This window comes from Moorena sp. SIO2C4, assembly GCF_010672485.1.
GTDB classification, from domain to species: domain Bacteria; phylum Cyanobacteriota; class Cyanobacteriia; order Cyanobacteriales; family Coleofasciculaceae; genus Moorena; species Moorena producens.
In genome coordinates this window covers 1-19073 of sequence record NZ_JAAHGN010000036.1, presented here as the reverse complement: position 1 = coordinate 19073, position 19073 = coordinate 1, and the positions used below count along the sequence as shown (strand labels likewise).

General features: G+C 45.3%; 16 protein-coding genes and 1 pseudogene. 7 read left to right on the top strand and 10 right to left on the bottom strand.

The window, feature by feature from the left end:
- Both F6K20_RS04030 and F6K20_RS04025 read left to right on the top strand, forming a co-directional pair.
- Positions 1-957: zinc ribbon domain-containing protein (locus F6K20_RS04030; protein WP_287293855.1), on the top strand; the 957-nt coding region annotated here is incomplete at its 5' end.
- A gap of 364 nt (positions 958-1321) precedes the next feature.
- Positions 1322-2962: an MBOAT family O-acyltransferase gene (locus tag F6K20_RS04025; protein WP_287249750.1), complete on the top strand. Its 1641-nt coding sequence runs from the start codon at positions 1322-1324 to the stop codon at positions 2960-2962.
- A 247-nt stretch (positions 2963-3209) separates the two neighbouring features.
- Here F6K20_RS04025 and clpB read toward each other — a convergent pair whose 3' ends face one another.
- The 3 genes from clpB to F6K20_RS04010 all read right to left on the bottom strand — a co-directional run bounded on the left by clpB (position 3210) and on the right by F6K20_RS04010 (position 7452).
- On the bottom strand, positions 3210-5882 hold the full coding sequence (gene clpB / locus F6K20_RS04020; RefSeq protein WP_008183260.1) for an ATP-dependent chaperone ClpB: 2673 nt from the start codon (positions 5880-5882) through the stop codon (positions 3210-3212).
- 335 nt (positions 5883-6217) lie between these two features.
- Positions 6218-7090 carry a helix-turn-helix domain-containing protein gene (locus F6K20_RS04015; RefSeq protein ID WP_287267399.1) on the bottom strand — a complete coding sequence of 291 codons (873 nt, stop codon included), beginning with the start codon at positions 7088-7090 and terminating at the stop codon, positions 6218-6220.
- Positions 7091-7179: 89 nt separating this feature from the next.
- The gene (locus tag F6K20_RS04010; RefSeq protein WP_287267401.1) at positions 7180-7452 is read right to left on the bottom strand and encodes a hypothetical protein; all 273 of its coding nucleotides are present in this window, start codon (positions 7450-7452) and stop codon (positions 7180-7182) included.
- A gap of 96 nt (positions 7453-7548) precedes the next feature.
- On the opposite strand from F6K20_RS04010, the gene F6K20_RS04005 reads away from it, so the two are divergent.
- The 4 genes from F6K20_RS04005 to F6K20_RS03990 all read left to right on the top strand — a co-directional run bounded on the left by F6K20_RS04005 (position 7549) and on the right by F6K20_RS03990 (position 9634).
- Positions 7549-8178 (top strand): NAD(P)-dependent oxidoreductase, encoded by a 630-nt coding sequence (locus F6K20_RS04005; protein WP_287267403.1) that lies wholly within the window; start codon positions 7549-7551, stop codon positions 8176-8178.
- The gene (locus tag F6K20_RS04000; protein ID WP_287267404.1) at positions 8175-8321 is read left to right on the top strand and encodes a hypothetical protein; all 147 of its coding nucleotides are present in this window, start codon (positions 8175-8177) and stop codon (positions 8319-8321) included. Before F6K20_RS04005 ends, F6K20_RS04000 begins: the two co-directional genes overlap by 4 nt.
- A gap of 120 nt (positions 8322-8441) precedes the next feature.
- Entirely contained in the window at positions 8442-8936 is a 495-nt protein-coding gene (locus F6K20_RS03995) for an anthrone oxygenase family protein (protein WP_287267405.1), read from the top strand.
- A gap of 407 nt (positions 8937-9343) precedes the next feature.
- The gene (locus tag F6K20_RS03990) at positions 9344-9634 is read left to right on the top strand and encodes a hypothetical protein (RefSeq protein ID WP_287249755.1); all 291 of its coding nucleotides are present in this window, start codon (positions 9344-9346) and stop codon (positions 9632-9634) included.
- A 28-nt stretch (positions 9635-9662) separates the two neighbouring features.
- Here F6K20_RS03990 and F6K20_RS03985 read toward each other — a convergent pair whose 3' ends face one another.
- Positions 9663-11135, bottom strand: a complete 1473-nt coding sequence (locus F6K20_RS03985) for an ArnT family glycosyltransferase (RefSeq protein ID WP_287293857.1) — start codon at positions 11133-11135, stop codon at positions 9663-9665.
- A 15-nt stretch (positions 11136-11150) separates the two neighbouring features.
- Positions 11151-11345 carry a hypothetical protein gene (locus F6K20_RS03980; protein WP_287293853.1) on the bottom strand — a complete coding sequence of 65 codons (195 nt, stop codon included), beginning with the start codon at positions 11343-11345 and terminating at the stop codon, positions 11151-11153.
- A gap of 47 nt (positions 11346-11392) precedes the next feature.
- Between F6K20_RS03980 and F6K20_RS03975 the strand changes: the two genes are divergently transcribed.
- The gene (locus tag F6K20_RS03975) at positions 11393-11554 is read left to right on the top strand and encodes a hypothetical protein (protein WP_158026776.1); all 162 of its coding nucleotides are present in this window, start codon (positions 11393-11395) and stop codon (positions 11552-11554) included.
- 435 nt (positions 11555-11989) lie between these two features.
- Here the strand turns inward: F6K20_RS03975 and ilvD are convergent, their stop codons facing one another.
- The 5 genes and pseudogenes from ilvD to F6K20_RS03950 form a co-directional block, all read right to left on the bottom strand.
- Positions 11990-13675: a dihydroxy-acid dehydratase gene (gene ilvD, locus F6K20_RS03970; RefSeq protein ID WP_287249757.1), complete on the bottom strand. Its 1686-nt coding sequence runs from the start codon at positions 13673-13675 to the stop codon at positions 11990-11992.
- Positions 13676-13862: 187 nt separating this feature from the next.
- Positions 13863-17246 (bottom strand): UPF0182 family protein, encoded by a 3384-nt coding sequence (locus F6K20_RS03965; RefSeq protein ID WP_287293851.1) that lies wholly within the window; start codon positions 17244-17246, stop codon positions 13863-13865.
- A gap of 103 nt (positions 17247-17349) precedes the next feature.
- Positions 17350-17487 (bottom strand): hypothetical protein, encoded by a 138-nt coding sequence (locus F6K20_RS03960; protein WP_287293850.1) that lies wholly within the window; start codon positions 17485-17487, stop codon positions 17350-17352.
- A 38-nt stretch (positions 17488-17525) separates the two neighbouring features.
- Positions 17526-18830: a glutamyl-tRNA reductase gene (locus tag F6K20_RS03955; protein WP_287293848.1), complete on the bottom strand. Its 1305-nt coding sequence runs from the start codon at positions 18828-18830 to the stop codon at positions 17526-17528.
- Between the two features lie 45 nt (positions 18831-18875).
- Positions 18876-19073, bottom strand: a pseudogene (locus F6K20_RS03950) (hypothetical protein); the annotation flags it as partial.

Here is a 19073-nt window from a genome sequence, read left to right as displayed (position 1 = left end):
AGACTGGTATACAACCGGTTGTTGCCAAGGTTTGAGGTTCATTTTTTAGTTAATCATGGAAAGGTAAAAGCCATTGTTGAACGCCGCCATGTAGGGGTAGACAAGGGCTACACGGAAGCTTTCTATGATTCAGATGGCCAAGTTCACGGAAAGGGATTAGGAAAGGCCATCACCAAAAAATCTGACCGTATCTGTGCTAAAAGTCGAAACAGAGGGAAGCTTTGGGCTCTTCATAGAAAGCTTGAGAAAATTGACCCAGCTAAGTCGGCTCGAATATTAGAGAACAACCTAAGCCGAAAAACTGAGAATCGACGATACAGGAAAAATCAATCAGAACTCACAGCTAGAGTAGGAGCCGCCTCTAAATCTCTTTTTGATGGGAAACCATTGAAAGTATTTGCTGTTCGCGAAGCGTGGCCAACGGCCTTAGATTTGACACAACCGTTTAAAAATAAACGCCAGTCCAAAGCCATGTCCCGCCAACTTAATAGTTGGATCAAAGGAGTAATCAGGGACTCTTTGCAAAAATGGGCTAATTGGACTGGGTCGGTTGTTATAGAAGTCCAGCCTAGTTACACGTCGCAACTTGACTCCGTGACTGGAACCCTGCTAGGGAAAAGAAACGGGGACATTTTTACCAGATTTGATGGGGTCGTGTTACAGGCTGACCACAATGCTGCTAAAAACATCCTTGATCGAGGTACAGACAAGGAGATTTCTCGGTACTCTTCTAGAGCTGAGGTTCAATCAGTGTTGTTGCGTCGTACCGCGCGTTTCTTGGGAGGTATGGGACTGAGTTTAGCTGACGCAGTCGAGCTGGGATGGCTTGATTCTAAGCATACTACAACTCAGGCTTTTAAGAAACTCCTGGTCGAGATGCCAGGAACGTCCAGAAAGACAGGTGGCAGGCTCAACTCCAATTGCCGCACTTACCACCTCTCACTCGGACAACAATAGATTGCACCTTGACCGGCTTATTCGGGTTTGTCCCAACTAATCCCGGTTTAAGAGTATCTCTAGACAAGGTAAGGGACATGCAGGGTGTTTACAAATTATTTTCCCTTACCCAAAAACCTTTGAGATGGACGTCATTAGCTAGAGCCATTGACTAGCAGAAGGTAAGGGAGATGCAGGGTGTTTATAAAATTATTTTCCCTTATCCAAAAATTTTTTGAGTGTTGACCGTTGACTATTTAGTGTTGACTGTTGACTGTTTTTGTTTGACTATTTAGTGTTAACTATTTATTATATAATATTGATTATTGACTGTTAATAAACAGCAATATTGCTAGCATTTCCTACTTACCAAGAGTCATCTACCGTGTTATTCAACTCATACGCTTTCATCTTCGGCTTTCTTCCCATTACCCTGGTGGTTTTTTTTGGCTTAAGTCGCTTCCGTTTGGTTAAAGCTACCTGGGTATGGATGACGTTAGCATCCCTATTTTTTTATGGTTATTGGAAAATTGCTTATCTGCCTCTGCTCCTAATTTCAATTAGTGGTAACTATGTCATTGGCAAACAGATAGAGAAGCTAGTAATTCTGTTAGAAGAAGGAAGTGGAGAGGATAGTCCGGCTCCCACGACCGTGAATAACATGTCGATCAGCTTCAGAGGAAGAGGGGAAGGAGAGGAAGGAAATTTAGCTGTAATTTCTCCCAATAAAAACAATAACATCTCAAACCTAGTTTCCAAAGTAGTTAGTTATAAACAGCAAACTAAACTCCTGCTTTGGATAGGAATTTGCTTTAACCTAGCGATTTTGGGCTATTTCAAATATGCTAACTTTTTCGTAGATTCATTAAACCATATTTTTGGGACAAATATCACTATTCCTACCATCTTACTTCCCTTAGCGATTTCTTTTTATAGCTTTACCCAAATTGCCTATATTGTTGATGCTTATCGTGGGGAAACGAAAAAGTGTAGGTATAATTTTATGACCTATAGCCTGTTTGTGTCTTTCTTTCCCCAACTCATAGCCGGTCCAATTCTCCGTTACGATGAACTATTGCCCCAGTTTGAGAAGTTACGCAATAGCCTGTTTTCCTGGAAAAACATGGGAATGGGGCTAAGCCTATTTATCCTAGGCTTAGGTAAAAAAGTTGCGATCGCAGATAATCTATCCCCCTGGGTAGCCACTATTTTTAACAATAGTGACCAACTCAGCTTTGTAGAAGCCTGGGTGGGAGCATTGAGTTATACCTTTCAACTGTATTTCGATTTTTCCGGCTACTCTGACATGGCAATTGGCTTAGGGTTAATCACAAATATCCGCCTACCGATTAACTTTAATTCCCCCTACAAAGCGAGATCTATCAGTGACTTCTGGCGACGTTGGCACATCACTTTGTCGAATTTTCTCCGGGATTACCTCTATATTCCTCTTGGTGGTAATCGTCGCGGTCGTCTACGTCAATATGGTAACTTATTAGCTACAATGCTTCTCGGAGGATTGTGGCATGGTGCTGGCTGGACATTTGTGATTTGGGGGGGACTCCATGGCTTATTTCTGGTAATTAATCATAGGTGGCGGCAAATGAAGCTATCGATGCCAAAAATTCTAGCCTGGATGCTGACATTTTTAGCAGTGGTAAGTACGTGGGTATTGTTTCGGGCAACTAGTATTAGTGATGGTCTAGGAATATTACAGGCAATGGTAGGACTCAAGGGCGTTATCTTGCCTACTACTTATCAAAATACCTTGGGTTGGTTAACCCCCTTAGGCATCCAATTTCAGGAGTGGCAAGATATGAAACGTCTTCTGCCACCTATAGGGTTAGAAAAGACCTTCATGGTACTCTTCGGACTAATCCTAGGGGTTACCTTTTTGCCTAATACCCAGCAAATCATGAAACACTTCAAGCCTAGCTGGTACTGGGCCACAGCTATTGGCTTAATCGCTACATTTTGCCTACTATCTCTTAACCGAGTTTCCGAATTTCTTTACTTCCAGTTTTAAGGTGAGCTATCAGCTTAAGCGCTACGCGCACGCTACGCGAACAGCTATCAGCCATTCCCGTAGCGTGGCCAAGGCTGACGGCTGACCGCTGACCGCTGAATGCTTACGTTTTACTGAGATCTTGCACCATTGTCATTAATCTTCGGGTGGGCAGTGCCTACCAACGTGGTTTGCAAGCTTCATTATCTGTCTGGTGCACTGCCCACCCTACATGAACTCCTCCCTCTTCCCAAAGGGATGCCTAATCTTAAGTAACAGCTGGAACAGCTGATTCACTAGCTGTTACTGGTTTAGTGGGTGCTTTATTACTAAATGTCAGCCCTTGATCTCCACAATCAATGAAAATGGTATCCCCTTCGATAAACATATTTTCTAAAATCTTAGTAGCAATGGGATTTTCTAACTCTCGCTGAATTGCCCGCTTCAAGGGACGAGCACCATAGACGGGGTCATATCCAGCGTCGGTGAGATAATCCTGAGCTTGCTCGGACATTTCCAGGGTAATCTTTTGCTCTGCCAACAGCCGCTCAATCCGTTTGAGTTGAATCCCGACAATTTTCCGCAATTCATCCCGGGTTAGGGTATGGAATATGATCACATCATCGACCCGGTTCACAAATTCTGGGCGAAAATGCGATCGCAAAGACTCCGTCACTCGTTTGCGCATTTCCTCATACTGGGAATCATCCCCAGCTACTCCCAAAATATGCTCACTGCCAATATTGCTGGTCATGACAATAATGGTATTCCGGAAATCGACGGTTCTGCCTTGGGAGTCGGTAATTCGTCCGTCGTCAAGTACCTGTAACAAAATGTTAAATACATCCCGGTGTGCCTTTTCCACCTCATCGAGCAATACTACTGAGTAAGGACGCCTACGCACGGACTCTGACAGTTGTCCTCCTTCTTCATACCCTACATATCCTGGTGGGGCACCTACTAACCGAGAAACTGCGTGTTTCTCCATATACTCGGACATATCAATCCGCACCAGAGCTTCTTCACTGTCAAACAGAAACTGTGCCAACGCTCTAGCTAATTCGGTTTTACCGACCCCAGTTGGTCCCATAAACAAGAAGGAACCAATGGGACGCCCGGGATCTTTCATCCCTGCTCTAGCACGACGAATGGCAGCAGCTACAGCAGAAACGGCTTCTGTTTGCCCAATCACCCGTTTATGTAAATGTCCTTCGAGCTGTAATAACTTCTGGCGCTCTGATTCCAGCAATCGCTTCAGGGGAATACCGGTCCATTTAGCCACAATTTCAGCAATATCGGATTCACTGACTTGTTCTCGCAACAGAGCACTACCCCCGGATTGGAGTTCCAACATCATACTCTCTTTAGCTTCCCGGTCCCGCTGTAAAGCTTCTAATTTGCCATATTTTAGCTGGGCTGCCTTATTGAGGTCATAATTGCGTTCCGCTTGTTCCACTTGTACCCTTAACTGTTCTTCCTCCTCTTTTAAGGCACTGATGTCTTGTAACAGTTGCTTTTCCGATTGCCATTGTTTATTGAGTTGTTCCTGTTTTCCCCGTAAAACCACAATTTCCTTTTCAATGCGCTCTAACCGTTCCTGGGCAGAACTATAGGTGGCGGAGGTGGTACTGGTTCGCTTATCTTCCCCTTCTAGAGATAACTTTTCCATTTCCAGCTGCATCAGCCTGCGGTCAGTAGCTTCCAATTCCACTGGCTTGGAGGTAATTTCCATTTTGATTTTGGCTGCGGCCTCATCCACCAAATCAATAGCTTTATCGGGTAAAAATCGGTCAGTAATGTAGCGCTGGGATAAGGTAGCTGCTGCTACCAAGGCTGAGTCGGTTATATTAACCCCATGATGGACTTCATAGCGTTCTTTGAGTCCCCGCAAAATAGAAATGGTGTCTTCTACAGTTGGTTGCTTAACATAGACTTGCTGAAACCTACGTTCTAGAGCAGCATCCTTTTCAATATGCTTGCGGTATTCATCAAGGGTAGTTGCTCCAATACAACGCAATTCTCCCCGAGCTAGCATTGGTTTGAGTAAATTCCCTGCATCCATAGTGCCACCGCTAGCACCAGCTCCGACTACGGTGTGCAATTCATCGATAAACAGGACAATTTGACCATCTGAGTGGGTCACTTCCCTAAGCACAGCTCTAAGTCGGTCTTCAAATTCTCCCCGATATTTAGCACCTGCAATCAAGCTGCCCATATCTAAGGAAATCAGCTGGCGGTTTTTGAGGGATTCTGGGACATCCCCATTCACAATTCGTTGGGCTAGTCCTTCTGCGATCGCAGTTTTTCCTACCCCTGGCTCTCCAATCAACACGGGGTTATTTTTCGACCGACGAGATAGCACCTGAACCACCCGACGAATTTCCTCATCCCGACCAATCACTGGGTCAAGTTTTCCGGCTTGAGCGGCTTCGGTCAAATCCCGTCCGTACTTTTCCAATGCTTCGTAACGGGATTCGGGATTTTGGTCTGTGACCTTTTGAGAGCCTCGGATGGCTTTAATGGCCTCTTCGAGCTTGGCGGCATCCTGGTTATGGGTTTTGAGCAAGCGGCGTCCTACCCGTTCATCCACCGCTAAACCCAGTAACAGATGTTCTACTGCAATATACTCATCCTCCAAAGTCTTGCGATAGGCTTCCGCATTATCGAGCATCACATCCAAACCACGACCCAGGTACAATTGGTCTAGGTTAGCGACCTTAGGTTGGCGCGTCGCAAAATTTTCCAGTTGTTGCTGAAACCGGTTAACATCAACAGTGACACGGGATAGAATCCGATTGGGTAGCCCATCTTGTTCCAACAATGCGATCGCAACGTGTTCGACTTCCAGCTGTTGATTTTTGCAGCGACGGGCGACATCTTGAGATTTAACAATCGCTTCCCAGGCTTTATCTGTAAACTTGTTGGCGTCAGTGGGCTGCATATCCTACAACAAATCTCGCTTTTTTACCATCTATGCTGTGGTTAGTATAGCAATCCCTTTCACCCTCTATCCGGAAAGTCTGGCTTGAAATTCATCAATGGTAGATTTTGATTGGTAAGCATATGCGCTACGCGCAGGCTACGCCAACAGCTATCAGCCCTTAGCCGTCAGCTAATCAACGGTCGGTAGTAAACAAGCTGGGGGGTACTGCTACGGCTGGTTAAAAATCCCTGCTGGTTTTACTCATCCTTAAAGCACCTGATAGCACCTCAAGTAGCGCATTAGCTTATAACTGACGGCTGAACGCACACGCGTGCGCGTAGCGCATATGCTTACTAATGTGCTCTGTATGCTTTCGGTGTCATGCCGGTAAATTCTCGAAACTTTTTGCTTAAGTGGCTGTGGCTGTTGAAGCCACACTCTAAGGCAATGTCTACAATTAATCGGTCTTTTTGTTTCAACAACTGCTTCGCCCGTTCTACCCGTTGCTGGATCAAGTATTGGTAGGGAGACATGCCGATTGATTGCTTAAATAGACGGCTGAAATGAAATTGGCTCATGTCTAGCAATCGAGCTAATTCTGCCAGTTTAATATCTCGATCTAAATGTGTATCAATGTAATCTATAATTTGCTGCAGTTGACGCAGGGGTAAGCCACCCTGGTAAATTGGCAACTGAGGTTTGGTAGCTGCGTGTTGCCTCAGTAAATTGACTGCCAAGACGTTAGCCAGAGAATCAATGTAAAGTGTGCTGCCTGAAGATTCCTGTTGAAGTTCAGTAAGTAGCATGATTGCGGACGCTTCAATCTGTGGATTGCGAATCCGAAATTCTGGCAGTAATTCTAGCCGATCGGGATTCTGTTCAAGGCTTTCTCTAGCAACACTTTGAATAAACTGAGATTTCAGCCGAATCTGCAAGTAATTATCATCACTGTCCCACCGAGCAAAAAACGGTGTCTTGGCAGGGGTAATGGACATGTCTCCTTTTTTATACAGCCCTGTGTAGCTCTTGCCTGCCTGAATTTGTAGCAAGCGAACGGGACGAGGAGCAAGGGAGATAGAAAGGGTATGCTCATCATTGTAATGACAATTTCCCTCTCCAGCAGGATGTTGGAAGTGTTGGACTCGAATATTTTCCCAGCTTTGAGTTTGGCGAGACTTCTGGGATAAGCCATTGGTTTCAGCCTGTTGGATAGCAGGATTTTTCATAATCCAAGGCCAGTGCGTCTAGTTCTGATCTAAGCTATCAGCGATCAGCTATCAGCGATCAGCTATCAGCTAATGCGCTACAGATGGTACTAATTGATGTGCTTATGGGCTATTAGGAAGCTACGGAACTTTTGAATCTGAGTAAAGTCCCAGCCTCGTTCGCACAGCGTGGCCAAACGCGCACGCGTGGCCGTTCGCGTAGCGTGGCCAAAAGGCCAAAAGGCCAAGGCCAAAGCCTGTGCCACAAGGCTGACCGCTGACCGCTGACCGCTGAATGCTTTAGTTCCGATTATATTCAGCTTGGGGTAGTTTCCAGCAAAAACGTGAAAAGCGTTCGCCCTTAGGCGGGCACGAAGTGCCATCGCAAGATTGTGATAGTACCACAAGAATTAGATAGCTGAGCATCAATTGCCTTTCTAAGCTGTAAGGGTGATTGTTAAGCAGAAAGTATCAAGAAGATGAATATACTTATTTTTGGTTCAACCGGTGGTACAGGTCGTCAGGTTGTGGAACAGGCCCTTGACCAGGGACACAGGGTTACAGCATTTGCACGAAATCCCGCCAAGCTGGACATCAACCACGCAAATCTCAAGGTTGTTCAGGGGGATGTCATGGATCTGCCATCAGTGGAGAAGGCGGTCCAAGGTCAAGAAGCAGTGGTGTGTGTACTCGGAGCAGGTCAGAAGATGACAGGGACAATCCGGTCAGAGGGGACACGACAGATTATCCAAGCCATGGAGAAATCAGGCATCCGACGCTTTATCTGCCAATCAACTCTTGGAGCAGGAGATAGTTGGGAAAATCTTAACTTCTTTTGGAAGTATATCATGTTTGGATTCCTGTTACGGAACGTGTTTGCTGATCATCAAAGGCAGGAAAACTATGTTTTGCAAAGCGGTCTAGACTGGACAATTGTTCGTCCTGGAGCCTTTGTAGATGGGAATCGCACTGGCAAATACCGACACGGCTTTCCAAGTAACGATAAAACATCAAAACTCAAAATTTCTCGTGCTGATGTTGCTGACTTCATATTGAAGCAACTGGCAGATGACAAGTATATTCACAAGACACCAAGTTTGTCCTATTGAAGAGAGCATTCAGCAATCAGCGATCAGCAATCAGCGATCAGCAATCAGCTTATGGGCTAGACGAAAGCTACCAGAACAGCTATCTGCGAAAGCCCTGTGGCCACGATACGGGAACAGTTTATGCCCATAGCTTCACAGCCTAGAAGCCTGTTCCACTTTACTTGAGGTGCTTTTGAATAAAATAAGCTGACTGCTGACTGCTGACTGCTGACTGCTTACATATTAAACACTTTCAAAAAACACGAAAATTCCTAGGAGGCTTTATGGTAACTGTTAACAACTTCCGCTTTTCTCTAATGCTGTTAACAGCAATCGGCAGTGGTCTGGCCGCTGGCATCTTCTTCGCCTTTTCGACTTTTGTGATGAAGGCTTTGGCTCAGCAACCACCAGCACAGGGTATTGCTACCATGCAATCGATTAATATCACTGTGATCAATCCTTGGTTTATGCTGGCATTTCTGGGAACCGCTGCTGCTTGCACATTGCTGACTATTTCGTTACTGCTACAGTGGCATCAACCGGTTGCTGTCTATTGGCTGGCGGGTACTTTGCTTTATCTGATTGGCACAATCGGCGTAACCTTCGCGTGCAATATCCCGCTTAATGATGCCCTGGCAATCGTTACGCCAGACAGTACTGAAGCCACAACCCTATGGGCAAGATTCCTGACCGATTGGACATTTTGGAACCATGTTCGGACGGCAGCAGCATTTTTGGCAGCAATGCTGTTTACAATTGCCCTTTGCGTTCGCCCTTAGGCGGGCACGACGAAGTGCCATCGCCCGGTGCAATTATGGAATGAGGAACGAAGCGACACTCATCCGATAGGGGAGTGTCGCTTGGTTACAGCTCTTTTTGTCGTTTGGTTTTTTATGTATTGTCCTCAATACAAACAATCATGTAGCCTACCAGGATAGATATAGCACTACCCATTAAGATGTTTGACATTTGTAAACTCCGAAACCTAGTCCTAGCTTACTTCTGACTTCTGAATTCTGACTTCTAACTTGCGCGTAGCGCTATAATTGCATTTGCTTGGAAGTATGCATATTCCCAAGAAAATGTCAATACCCCTGATTACTTACCAACTAACCCCCTTGCGACTTGCTAGTATCTAGCGTCTAAAATAAAAGAAAGTAATCGATACTACAATTGTTCAAGAAACTTGACTACATCTGAGCCGCCAAAAAAATTAGTCATCAAAAAAATACCCCCGATTGAGCGCAAACCCCAAATCGCACTCAAGAGCGTCACTAATTCTGACGGTGAAGTTTTCGAGTGCCAAGACCAGATTATAGTAAAAGCGCCTTGGGGAAGTAGAGCTACTGCGGAGATTACAGCCTTGTATCAGGACGAGAGTGGCAATGCTTGGGCACAATATAAGCCAAGTGAATCTGACCCGAAGTGGGATTGGGAGGGAGGCTGTATCCGTGCAGAGCGACTGAGAAAAGCTTGAATCCCAGATCTATGACCGATTCGAGCGCTCAGCTAGGATAAGGCTTCACCATCTTAGTCGCCCAATACACATGAAAAACCTCTGTTACTGCTCCAGCCCTTCGAATCGGCACTGTCCCTATTTCCTGCATATCCTGAAAATAAGCTCGATAGCTATCTGTCAACTCTTGAAATCGCTCCAGAGTAAGGTATAATCCATCTTTACCCAACCATTGCTCAGGCTGGAACCAGACCATAAAACCACGCATATCCTCTCCCAAACAGGTAATTGGTGTAGAGGTCAGGGGAGTAATCGCCATCGCTACGATCCCACTGATATAAAACCCATTAGTAAAGACAAAGCTAGAGGTTTCTAATGCCTCACTCAGCACAGGAGACTGAGCAAATCCTTGTCGCAGTTGCTGAATATCAATCAGTTCTGTAGAGGGGTCATCCTTGGGAGAGACAAAACCCCCTAGTAAAGCATAGTGACCGGATTTTTGCAGTGTTCCTGTCGTGATATGCAGTAGCACAAACAATAATAGGCTAGCTATTGCTATGGCTGAACCCTTTAGCCATCGGTTAACCCAACCGCGCGATGACAGGAAGTGCCCGCCTAAAGGCGATCGCATTTGCCACTGTTGCGCCTGTTGCCCTAGTAGTAAGGTTATCCCCCAAAATCCTGGCATTGGCCAAGTGGGCAAAATTTGGTGATATCCTGCTAAGAGGGTAAAGCCTACAACTAGGGGTAGGGATACCCATAGGATCAATCTTGACTCCAATTTTGATGTCTTGCTATACCCGGTAAATTGAGTAAGTAGCGATCGCAAACTCACCCACCACATGGGCAATGCCATCGTAGGGAAAAGATAAGCTATTCCAGATAAAACTATCACTAATACATTTAGCCAATTGTAGCCCTGCTGAGGTACCTCTGGCTCTGGTTTAAAACGGGTGGATAAATGGAAAGTAAAGGATATCCAATCATGCTGTATATTCCAGTACCAAATTGGAAAAATAGTTATGATAAATAACATTAAACCTAGCCATGCCCAAGGTGACAATAATGCACAACGATGACGTGGACTCGTTAAGCAAAAACCAACTAATCCTAAGCCCAAAACAAAGCCATGATATTTCCCTAGACAAGCTAAACCTACTAAAATACCCAGGAGTGCTAACCGATAGCTAGGTCGGTATGAACTATAAATAGGAGTTAGGGTGTGGGGGTTAGGGTGTGGAGTATTGGAAGATAAACTATTGGGTTGACTAGATAATTTTTTACTTAAATTTTTCCCTCTGAGGGTAAAAAATTCGTAAGCAGCACATAACAAACTAGCTGACCAGAAAAATATCAGGGGACTATCGGGTAGGGTAAGTACACCAAAGCCAATTTGAAAAATCGGAATAATGGTAGCGATCGCTAACGTTAATCTAGCCGCTTTGGTGTTAAATAGATGAGTGCTAGTCAGATACAGTAGCAATAGGCTACCTGTATACAAAATCAGGGAACCCAGACGAATGGTGAATTGGGAAACCTATCCCATTATCCAAGTACCAAAGCCAGTAGTCAGGGCAACTAAAACTGGGTGATCAAAATAACTCCAGTCTAGATGCAGGCTATAGACATAGTAATAGGCTTCATCAATACCAGGGTAAAGCCAAAAAGCAATGATACACCGAAACAGTAGCCCCCCTAGCAGCCAACCAAGTACAAATTGATGTTGAGACAACCTTTTCAGGGCGTTATGCATCATGTATAATAGCAGTTTTCAATGGGGTGAGGTACAAATTACTGGCTTTTAGGGAGCAGGAATCCCTTACAGGGGTAGGTTTTTTACATTTGGGTCGGGAGTCGGGAGCGGTGCGACCCGTGGCGAATTTAATTACGGGTCAAGCGCACCGAGGGAGTCGGGAGCGGTGCGACCCGTGGCGAATTTAATTACGGGTCAAGCGCACCGAGGGAGTTAACAGAAGCAGGAAATGGGCAGAATTATTCCGAAAATGATTGTGTATTTTGATACATATATTTAGGATTTTATACAATCATGAAAGTATAGCACTACGCATTAAAGTTAGGACATTGATAAAAGCAGAAAAAGGTGCGACCCGTGGCGAATTTAATAATTAGATGCGGAAAGCGCACCTGCGCTAATGCACTTGCACTTTTGCCTCTTGCCTCCTTTTTAAGGGGGGTTAGGGGGGATTCCTCTTGCCTTGCGCGTAGCGCTATACTTACTCGCCCCAATGTTCACAAACCTACCCTTGTAAGGTTAGGGGGGATTCCTGCCTCACAAGTGTAGGTTTTTTAATTTGGGGGGAGTAACGACTCATGGATCAGCTATAGAGTAGATTAACCAGCAACTGTGTATAAGTGTTAATCCAAATCTAAATCCGTTACTGCTCCGACACTACTGGAAGAGACTAAGGTGGCATACTTTGCCAATACCCCTGTGGTATAACGGGGCTTGGGTGGTTGCCAACTAGCACGGCGTTGCTCTAATTCTTGATCGGACACATTTAGTTGTAAGTATCGCTGATGGGCATCAATGGTAATCATATCCCCTTCCTGGACTAATGCGATCGCACCTCCAACCGCTGCTTCTGGTGCGACATGACCGACTACCATGCCATAAGTACCTCCAGAAAATCGTCCATCGGTAATTAATCCGACCGAATCACCTAACCCAGCACCAATAATGGCTGATGTGGGAGCCAGCATTTCCCGCATGCCTGGGCCACCCTTTGGTCCTTCATAGCGCACCACAATCACATCACCAGAGTTGATCTTACCTGCGAGAATCGCATCTAAGCAGGCTTCCTCGGATTCAAATACTCGCGCTGGACCGGTGATTTGAGGATTTTTTACCCCAGTAATCTTTGCTACTGACCCTTCTGTGGCCAGATTGCCTTTCAGAATGGCTAAGTGTCCTTGAGCATACACAGGATTATCCCAAGGACGAATTACATCTTGGTCAGCAGGGGGTTGATCAGGTACCTCTTCTAACACTTCCGCTATAGTTTGGCCGGAAATGGTCAAAGCATCCCCATGGAGCAAATCATGGACCAACAGCATTTTCATCACTTGGGGAATCCCCCCGGCGCGGTGCAAATTTACAGTGACATAGCGACCACTGGGTTTGAGGTCACACAGGACTGGTACTTTCCCCCGGATGGTTTCAAAGTCATCAATGGATAAGGCTACTCCAGCAGCATGGGCGATCCCTAATAGATGCAAGACTGAGTTGGTGGAACCACCTACTGCCATAATTACTGCGATCGCATTCTCAAAAGCCTTTCGTGTTAAAATAGCCCTAGGTAGTATTTGCTGGCGAATTGCTTCGACTAACACAAAAGCAGATTTCTCAGCACTATCGGCTTTCTCAATATCTTCCGCTGCCATGGTAGAGGAATAGGGCAAACTCATCCCCATTGCCTCAAAAGCAGAGGACATAGTATTAGCGGTAAACATGCCGCCACAGGAACCAGCACCAGGGCAAGCGTTGAGTTCCACCGCCTTGAGTTTAGCCTCGTCAATCTTGCCAGCACTGTGTTGACCAACAGCTTCAAAGGCACTCACTACCGTTAAATCTTGACCATCGAGATGTCCAGGTTTAATCGTGCCACCATAAACGAAAATTGCTGGGATATTCATCCTGGCAATGGCAATCATCGCCCCTGGCATATTCTTATCGCAGCCGCCAATGGCCAAAACTCCATCCATACTTTGGCCATTACAAGCGGTCTCAATAGAATCAGCAATTACTTCCCGGGATACCAGGGAATATTTCATCCCTTCCGTTCCCATGGAAATCCCGTCACTAATCGTAATTGTACCAAACATCTGAGCCATAGCACCAGCAGTGGTCAATCCCGCCTCTGCTCGTTTGGCCAAATCATTTAACCCCAAATTGCACGGAGTAATAGTGCTGTAGCCATTAGCAAGACCAACAATGGGCTTAGTAAAATCGTCATCAGTGAAACCAACAGCCCTCAGCATGGCTCGGTTAGGGGCTCGCTGAACACCTTGGGTAACCACTTGGCTTCTCAAATTCTCCGGCATGGATATGTTCTCCTCAAAGGTTAGAGTCTCTACCAGAGATTTTAGATTTAGCCATCAAATTTAGCCATCATATCAAGTCTGGTTGAATACCCATCATCGGGAGTGTGGTAAGTGTGGTAAGTGTGGGGAGATAGGGAGATAGGGATATTTTTATTAAGGGTATGAAAACCGGATTTAGCTAGATTAGCTAAGGGAGTGCAGTTTCCTCGACTGGACGTACAATTGTTGGTGTCTTACTTTGCTCTGGCTTAAAGATGGCATCAAGTGCTTCTTTTAGATTTTGAGCCATAATAATCTGGTTTTGATAAACCACAATAACTCGCACTAATGTTGGCAGACTATGTTGCTCAGCTTCTATATACAATGGCTCAACATACAGTAGAGATTGCTCGATGGGAATAACCAAAAGATTCCCCTGAACTGCTCTTGAACCCTTTTGATTCCATAAGGAAATTTGTTGAGAGATGACTGGATCTTGATTAATCAGGGCTTCAATTTGCTCTGGTCCATAGATTAGTTGTTGCTTGGGAAACTGATACAGGAGTAACTTGCCATAATGATCGCCATCAGAACGACCAGCTAGCCAACCAATTAAATTATTACGACCTGTAGGTGTATAGGGGTGGAGCAAGATAAATTCTTCTGATTTCTCCTTGGGCAGTTTCATGATAATGTAGTAGGGTTCCACTGATTTAGATTTACCAGCATAAATTTCCTGGGGAATCCGCCACAAATCCTCTTGGTTGTAAAAGACCTGGGGGTCAGTCATGTGATATGCTAGCAAGCGCTCGGATTGGATGTTAAATAGATCAATGGGGTAGCGCAAATGAGTCCGCAGGTTGCTGGGCATCTGATCCAGTGACTTGAAGAAATTCGGGAAAATCTTACTCCACGTTTGAATAATCGGGTCTTTTGGGTCAGCTATGTAGAAACTAACATCGCCATTGTAGGCATCAATAACGACTTTTACAGAGTTACGAATGTAGTTAAACTGGTTGTTACCTGGGTCGGCATAGGGATAGCGATCGCTTGTGGTGTAGCCATCCACCATCCAGTAGAGATAATTATCATTGACGGCTGATTCGCCTTCAGAAGTATCAGCAATTACCAGGTAGGGGTCAGCGTCATAGCGTAAGAAGGGAGCGATCGCTTGAATCCGTTGCCGAATATTACGGCGGAACAGTAACCGTGTTTCGGGTGTGAAATTCCCAGTCAGTACCATCTGCCAGTCTTTAAGATACTGGGCAAACACTAACCGCCGCCAAAAGGAGTTTAGGGCAACACCACCAGTGCCATCGTAGGTGTTGTAAACGTTTTCTTCTCCACTGGGATAGTCTAATTCCTGAGTTTTGGTGGAGGTCATGATATAGTTATTGGTCAGTTCTCCGTAGTAAATCCGGGGTTGACCAATGGGGATACTATCACGAATTTCTGGAGAGGATGTATATAAGCTTCCTTTGAGCGCTTCACCTCCACCAGAACCGATGTCTTTAATAAAGTAGTATGGCAGTCCTCCCTCTCCTACCTGATTCACAGCAGAGAGGGTAAACCCATAGCCATGGGTATAGACTAAGTGTTTGTTAACCCAAGTTTGTGCTTGTTTGGGCACAGCATCATAGTCTAATTCCCTGGCAGCAACAAGTACTTGTTGTTTTTGAGTTTTTGTATTTAGTTTGAGGTTATTGGCTTTAAGGTTATTGGCTTTAAGGTTATTTGGTTGTTCGCGTAGCGTGGCCTTTTGGCCAAGGTTATTGGCTTGTTCGCGTAGCGCGGCCTTTTGGCCAAGGTTAGCAGGTTTAATGGTGTTGTTTGAACTTTTAAGATTCAACCAGTCCAGATTCAAACTAGCAACATTCAACCTAGCAACATTCAACCTGGCAAGATTCAACCAGTCCAGATTCAAACTAGCAACATTCAACCTAGCAACATTCAACCTGGCAAGATTCAACCAGTCCAGATTCAACCTGCCAACATTCAACTTGCTAACATTCAACCTGCCAACATTATTCAAGCCAGCTTTAAACTGGTCTGGCTTAACTTTAATAGTGTAGCGATCAAAATTGGCGTCGGTAAATTGGTAGTAAAGTCTCAGTTGTTGCAGCTGACGATTACTTTGTAATAAGGGGCGGGTATCCCACAGGGGAATGTTGTCGATGGTTAGGTGATTTTTTTCTAGATCGGTGCTGGTGAGCTTACCTTGGGGGTTAAAGGTTTCAGCTTCAATACTATCGAGGTCAAAAGCTGCTCTCGTCAGGGCAATAGTCCGAGCAATATAGGGTCTTTCTAAGGCTAACTCGTTGGGTTCGACTTTAAACCGTTGCACTGCTGCAGGTAAGATTATCCCAGCAATTCCCCATATCCCTAGGTATAAGCCCAGTATCCACAATGCTACTGGTATTTTGGTGGGCAGGCGGCGTATCCAGAAAATTGCTCTCAAGAGTAACAACAGTGCGATCGCAAATGCGAGAATGCTCAATCCTGTATTAAAGGGCAACTTGACTGAGACATTGGTATAGCCCGCACCATAAGCAACACCACGGGTTGAATACAGTAAGTTGTACCGGGAAAGCCAATAGTGGAAGGCTGTGATTGCCGACACAGCAGACCCAAGGCCATACAGGTGTCGTAGTTGGTTTTGGGAAAATCCCGGAAATTTCCCATCTGAGAGGCTATTGCCTGAGGTTAAGTAAATTAGCCATACCGCAACTAGACCAAAGAGAAATAAGCCCCCTAGCCAAAAATTCAATAGTTGCCATACCGGTACACCAAATACGTAGAAGCCGATATCCTGTCCAAATAGTGGCTCGGTAGTGTTAAAGTGAGTGGGATAGAGATACTCTAAAATTCTGCCCCATTGTTCTGAAATCACCATCGCCCAGGCAAAACTTAGTGCTAGGGCGATCGCTCTTAACCACAACTGAGCATTTACCATTAGCCCTACCATCACTGCGGAGATCATCCCCAGCTGCCAAACCAGATTGCTTCTGGATTCTGATAAAAATAGCTTTCCGAGAGATACCCAACCCAAGGGTGACGGTAGGGGGGGTGTCGCTTCACTCATAAAGGTGGCTGACAAGGTTTCTCGATGGAAATGCCAAACAGAAAAGGCCATTTTTCCGTAGTACAACAGCACCACCCCAACTAATAAACTGAGTGCTAGGGCAAATGGCAAAAGCGATCGCAATCTGAAGGCTGGGCGTTTTTTAGAAAATTTTCCTCTTGGTCTCACTCCCGATCTCACTATTGGGGAGGGTGAGTTTAACCGTGTTTGGTTAAGGGTTAAGGATGAAGAGTCAAGAGTCTTGAACCCTTTTAGCCAGGTAATCTCGAGATCTGCTAAGTTTTCTGGATGCTTGAAATGGTTGGCTAACCATAAATTGGTGAGCAAAAACCCCAATGATATGATAAATACAATTACCCACAAACTCAGCTGGGTCTGCAAACGCAGCAAGAAAGCCGATAGATAATCCACTTCCGTGAACCATAAAATTGCTGCTACCAGGTGAGATAGCAAATTCCAAGCTATCCATACACCCAGTAGCCCAGTAACCCAGCGCAATAGTTTGGTCATTGGTCTTTAGTTTTTGGTCATTACCAGCATAGCGTGGTCTATCAAAAACTAAGTATTCAGCTGTCAGCCGTCAGCCGTCAGCTTATTTTTCAAGTGGCATGCGCTATGGGCATAAACTGTTCGGTGTAGCGTCACCACAGGCTTTTAGCCGTTCGCTTAGCTGATAGCTGATCGCTGATAGGTCTCCACAAAATACCAATTCAAGTAGGGTGGGCAAAGTTCTGTGTACTATAATAAACATTTGAACCAAACTGTTTTTGCCCACCCTACAAGTTTTTGCTAACTGCTAAATTGCTCGCCAGTATCTAGATTGAATAGCATTTGTAACGATTCCATGGCCAGCCGTCGAGTTTCAATATCTTGCTGTGCTCGTAATTGCACCATCGGGTCATGAAGGATTTTGTTAACAATCCCTCTGGTTAGGGCTTCGATCACTTCTTGATGTTTTTCGGCAAATTCTGACCCGAGACGGGATAGGGCTTTCTCTAGCTCTTGCTCACGAATTGTTTCGACCTTGCTGCGCAAGCTACTAATGGTAGAAACGGTTTCGAGGGAACGCCACCAGATGTCAAAGGCTGCCACTTCTTCTTCCAAGAGTTCTTGTGCTTCCATGGCCATCTTACGACGGCTTTCCTGATTCTGTGCTACCACTGCTTTTAAATCATCCACGTTGAATGAGTGGACAGTCTCTAGCTCATCAACATCAGCTGCCACATTACGAGGCACAGAAATATCAATTATCATTAAGGAATGGCTTGTCTGCAACACTCCTTCTAAATTAGACCGAGTCAGCAGTGGTTCCGTAGCACCGGTGCTAGTAAATACGATATCTGACTGAGCAACCACTGTCATCATATCTGACAAGGAATGCAGTTGTAGATCCGCTTTGGGAAATGCTTTGGCTAACTCTTCAGCCCGTTTGGTGGAACGATTCAGAATTGAGATATCTACGGCACCTTTGGCCAGCAAATGTTTAACCAGCAAGCGCGACATCTTGCCAGCACCGATAATTGCTATTTTATAGGGCGTCAAAGAGGTGCCATAAAGGGTTTCTACCTTCTGCTGAGCTAACTCTACCGCTGCTGAGCTAATGGAGACCGCCCCAGTGCCAATACTGGTTTCCGTGCGAACTCGCTTACCGGCAGTAATTGCTTGTTTAAACAGTTTATTAAGTAGACGTCCGATTCCCTTGTGTTGCTGACCAAGTTTATGGGTGGTTTTGACCTGAGCTAGAATCTGCCCTTCTCCTAAGACTAGGCTATCTAGACCTCCAGCAACCCGCATTAAGTGCATGACTGCATCATGATACAACAGAATAAATAGGTGGGGGCGCAACTTGGCTAGAGGAATGCCAGCTTTTTCTGTCAGAAACTGGCACAATTCTCGAATTCCTGCATCAGTTTCGGTGGTGACTATATAAACTTCCAACCGATTACAAGTACTCAGTATCGCTACCTCTTCAATATGAGGATAGCTACATAAGTGGGGCATCACAGTCTCTAACTGGGCTTCTGGAATGCTCAGTTTTTCTCTGACTTCAACCGGTGCTGTCTTATGGCTCAGACCTACTACGGCAATATTCATGTTTTTGATAAGGAGGTTTGATGGGAGTGTTAGTTATAGAAGTTATCAAAAAGGTGAGTAACTTTTGTACTTGATTTTAGGGAGTAGGGAGTAGGGAATAGGGAGTAGGGAGTAGCGATGCAGCGCGGTCTTGGGGAGGCAGCGCGGTCTTGGGGGTCTCCCCCATGAGCGACTGCCGTGGTTTCCCCCATGAGCGACTGCATCAAGACGGGAGTAGGGAAAAAATATTGTGTACTTTATTAA

Bases quoted from the DNA above. Each gene is read 5' to 3' on its own strand.
- clpB (WP_008183260.1), bottom strand. From the start codon at position 5,882: ATGCAGCCCACTGACGCCAACAAGTTTACAGATAAAGCCTGGGAAGCG.
- F6K20_RS04015 (WP_287267399.1), bottom strand. From the start codon at position 7,090: ATGAAAAATCCTGCTATCCAACAGGCTGAAACCAATGGCTTATCCCAG.
- F6K20_RS04010 (WP_287267401.1), bottom strand. From the start codon at position 7,452: ATGGCACTTCGTGCCCGCCTAAGGGCGAACGCTTTTCACGTTTTTGCT.
- F6K20_RS04005 (WP_287267403.1), top strand. From the start codon at position 7,549: ATGAATATACTTATTTTTGGTTCAACCGGTGGTACAGGTCGTCAGGTT.
- F6K20_RS03995 (WP_287267405.1), top strand. From the start codon at position 8,442: ATGGTAACTGTTAACAACTTCCGCTTTTCTCTAATGCTGTTAACAGCA.
- ilvD (WP_287249757.1), bottom strand. From the start codon at position 13,675: ATGCCGGAGAATTTGAGAAGCCAAGTGGTTACCCAAGGTGTTCAGCGA.
- F6K20_RS03965 (WP_287293851.1), bottom strand. From the start codon at position 17,246: ATGACCAAACTATTGCGCTGGGTTACTGGGCTACTGGGTGTATGGATA.
- F6K20_RS03960 (WP_287293850.1), bottom strand. From the start codon at position 17,487: ATGTTTATTATAGTACACAGAACTTTGCCCACCCTACTTGAATTGGTA.
- F6K20_RS03955 (WP_287293848.1), bottom strand. From the start codon at position 18,830: ATGAATATTGCCGTAGTAGGTCTGAGCCATAAGACAGCACCGGTTGAA.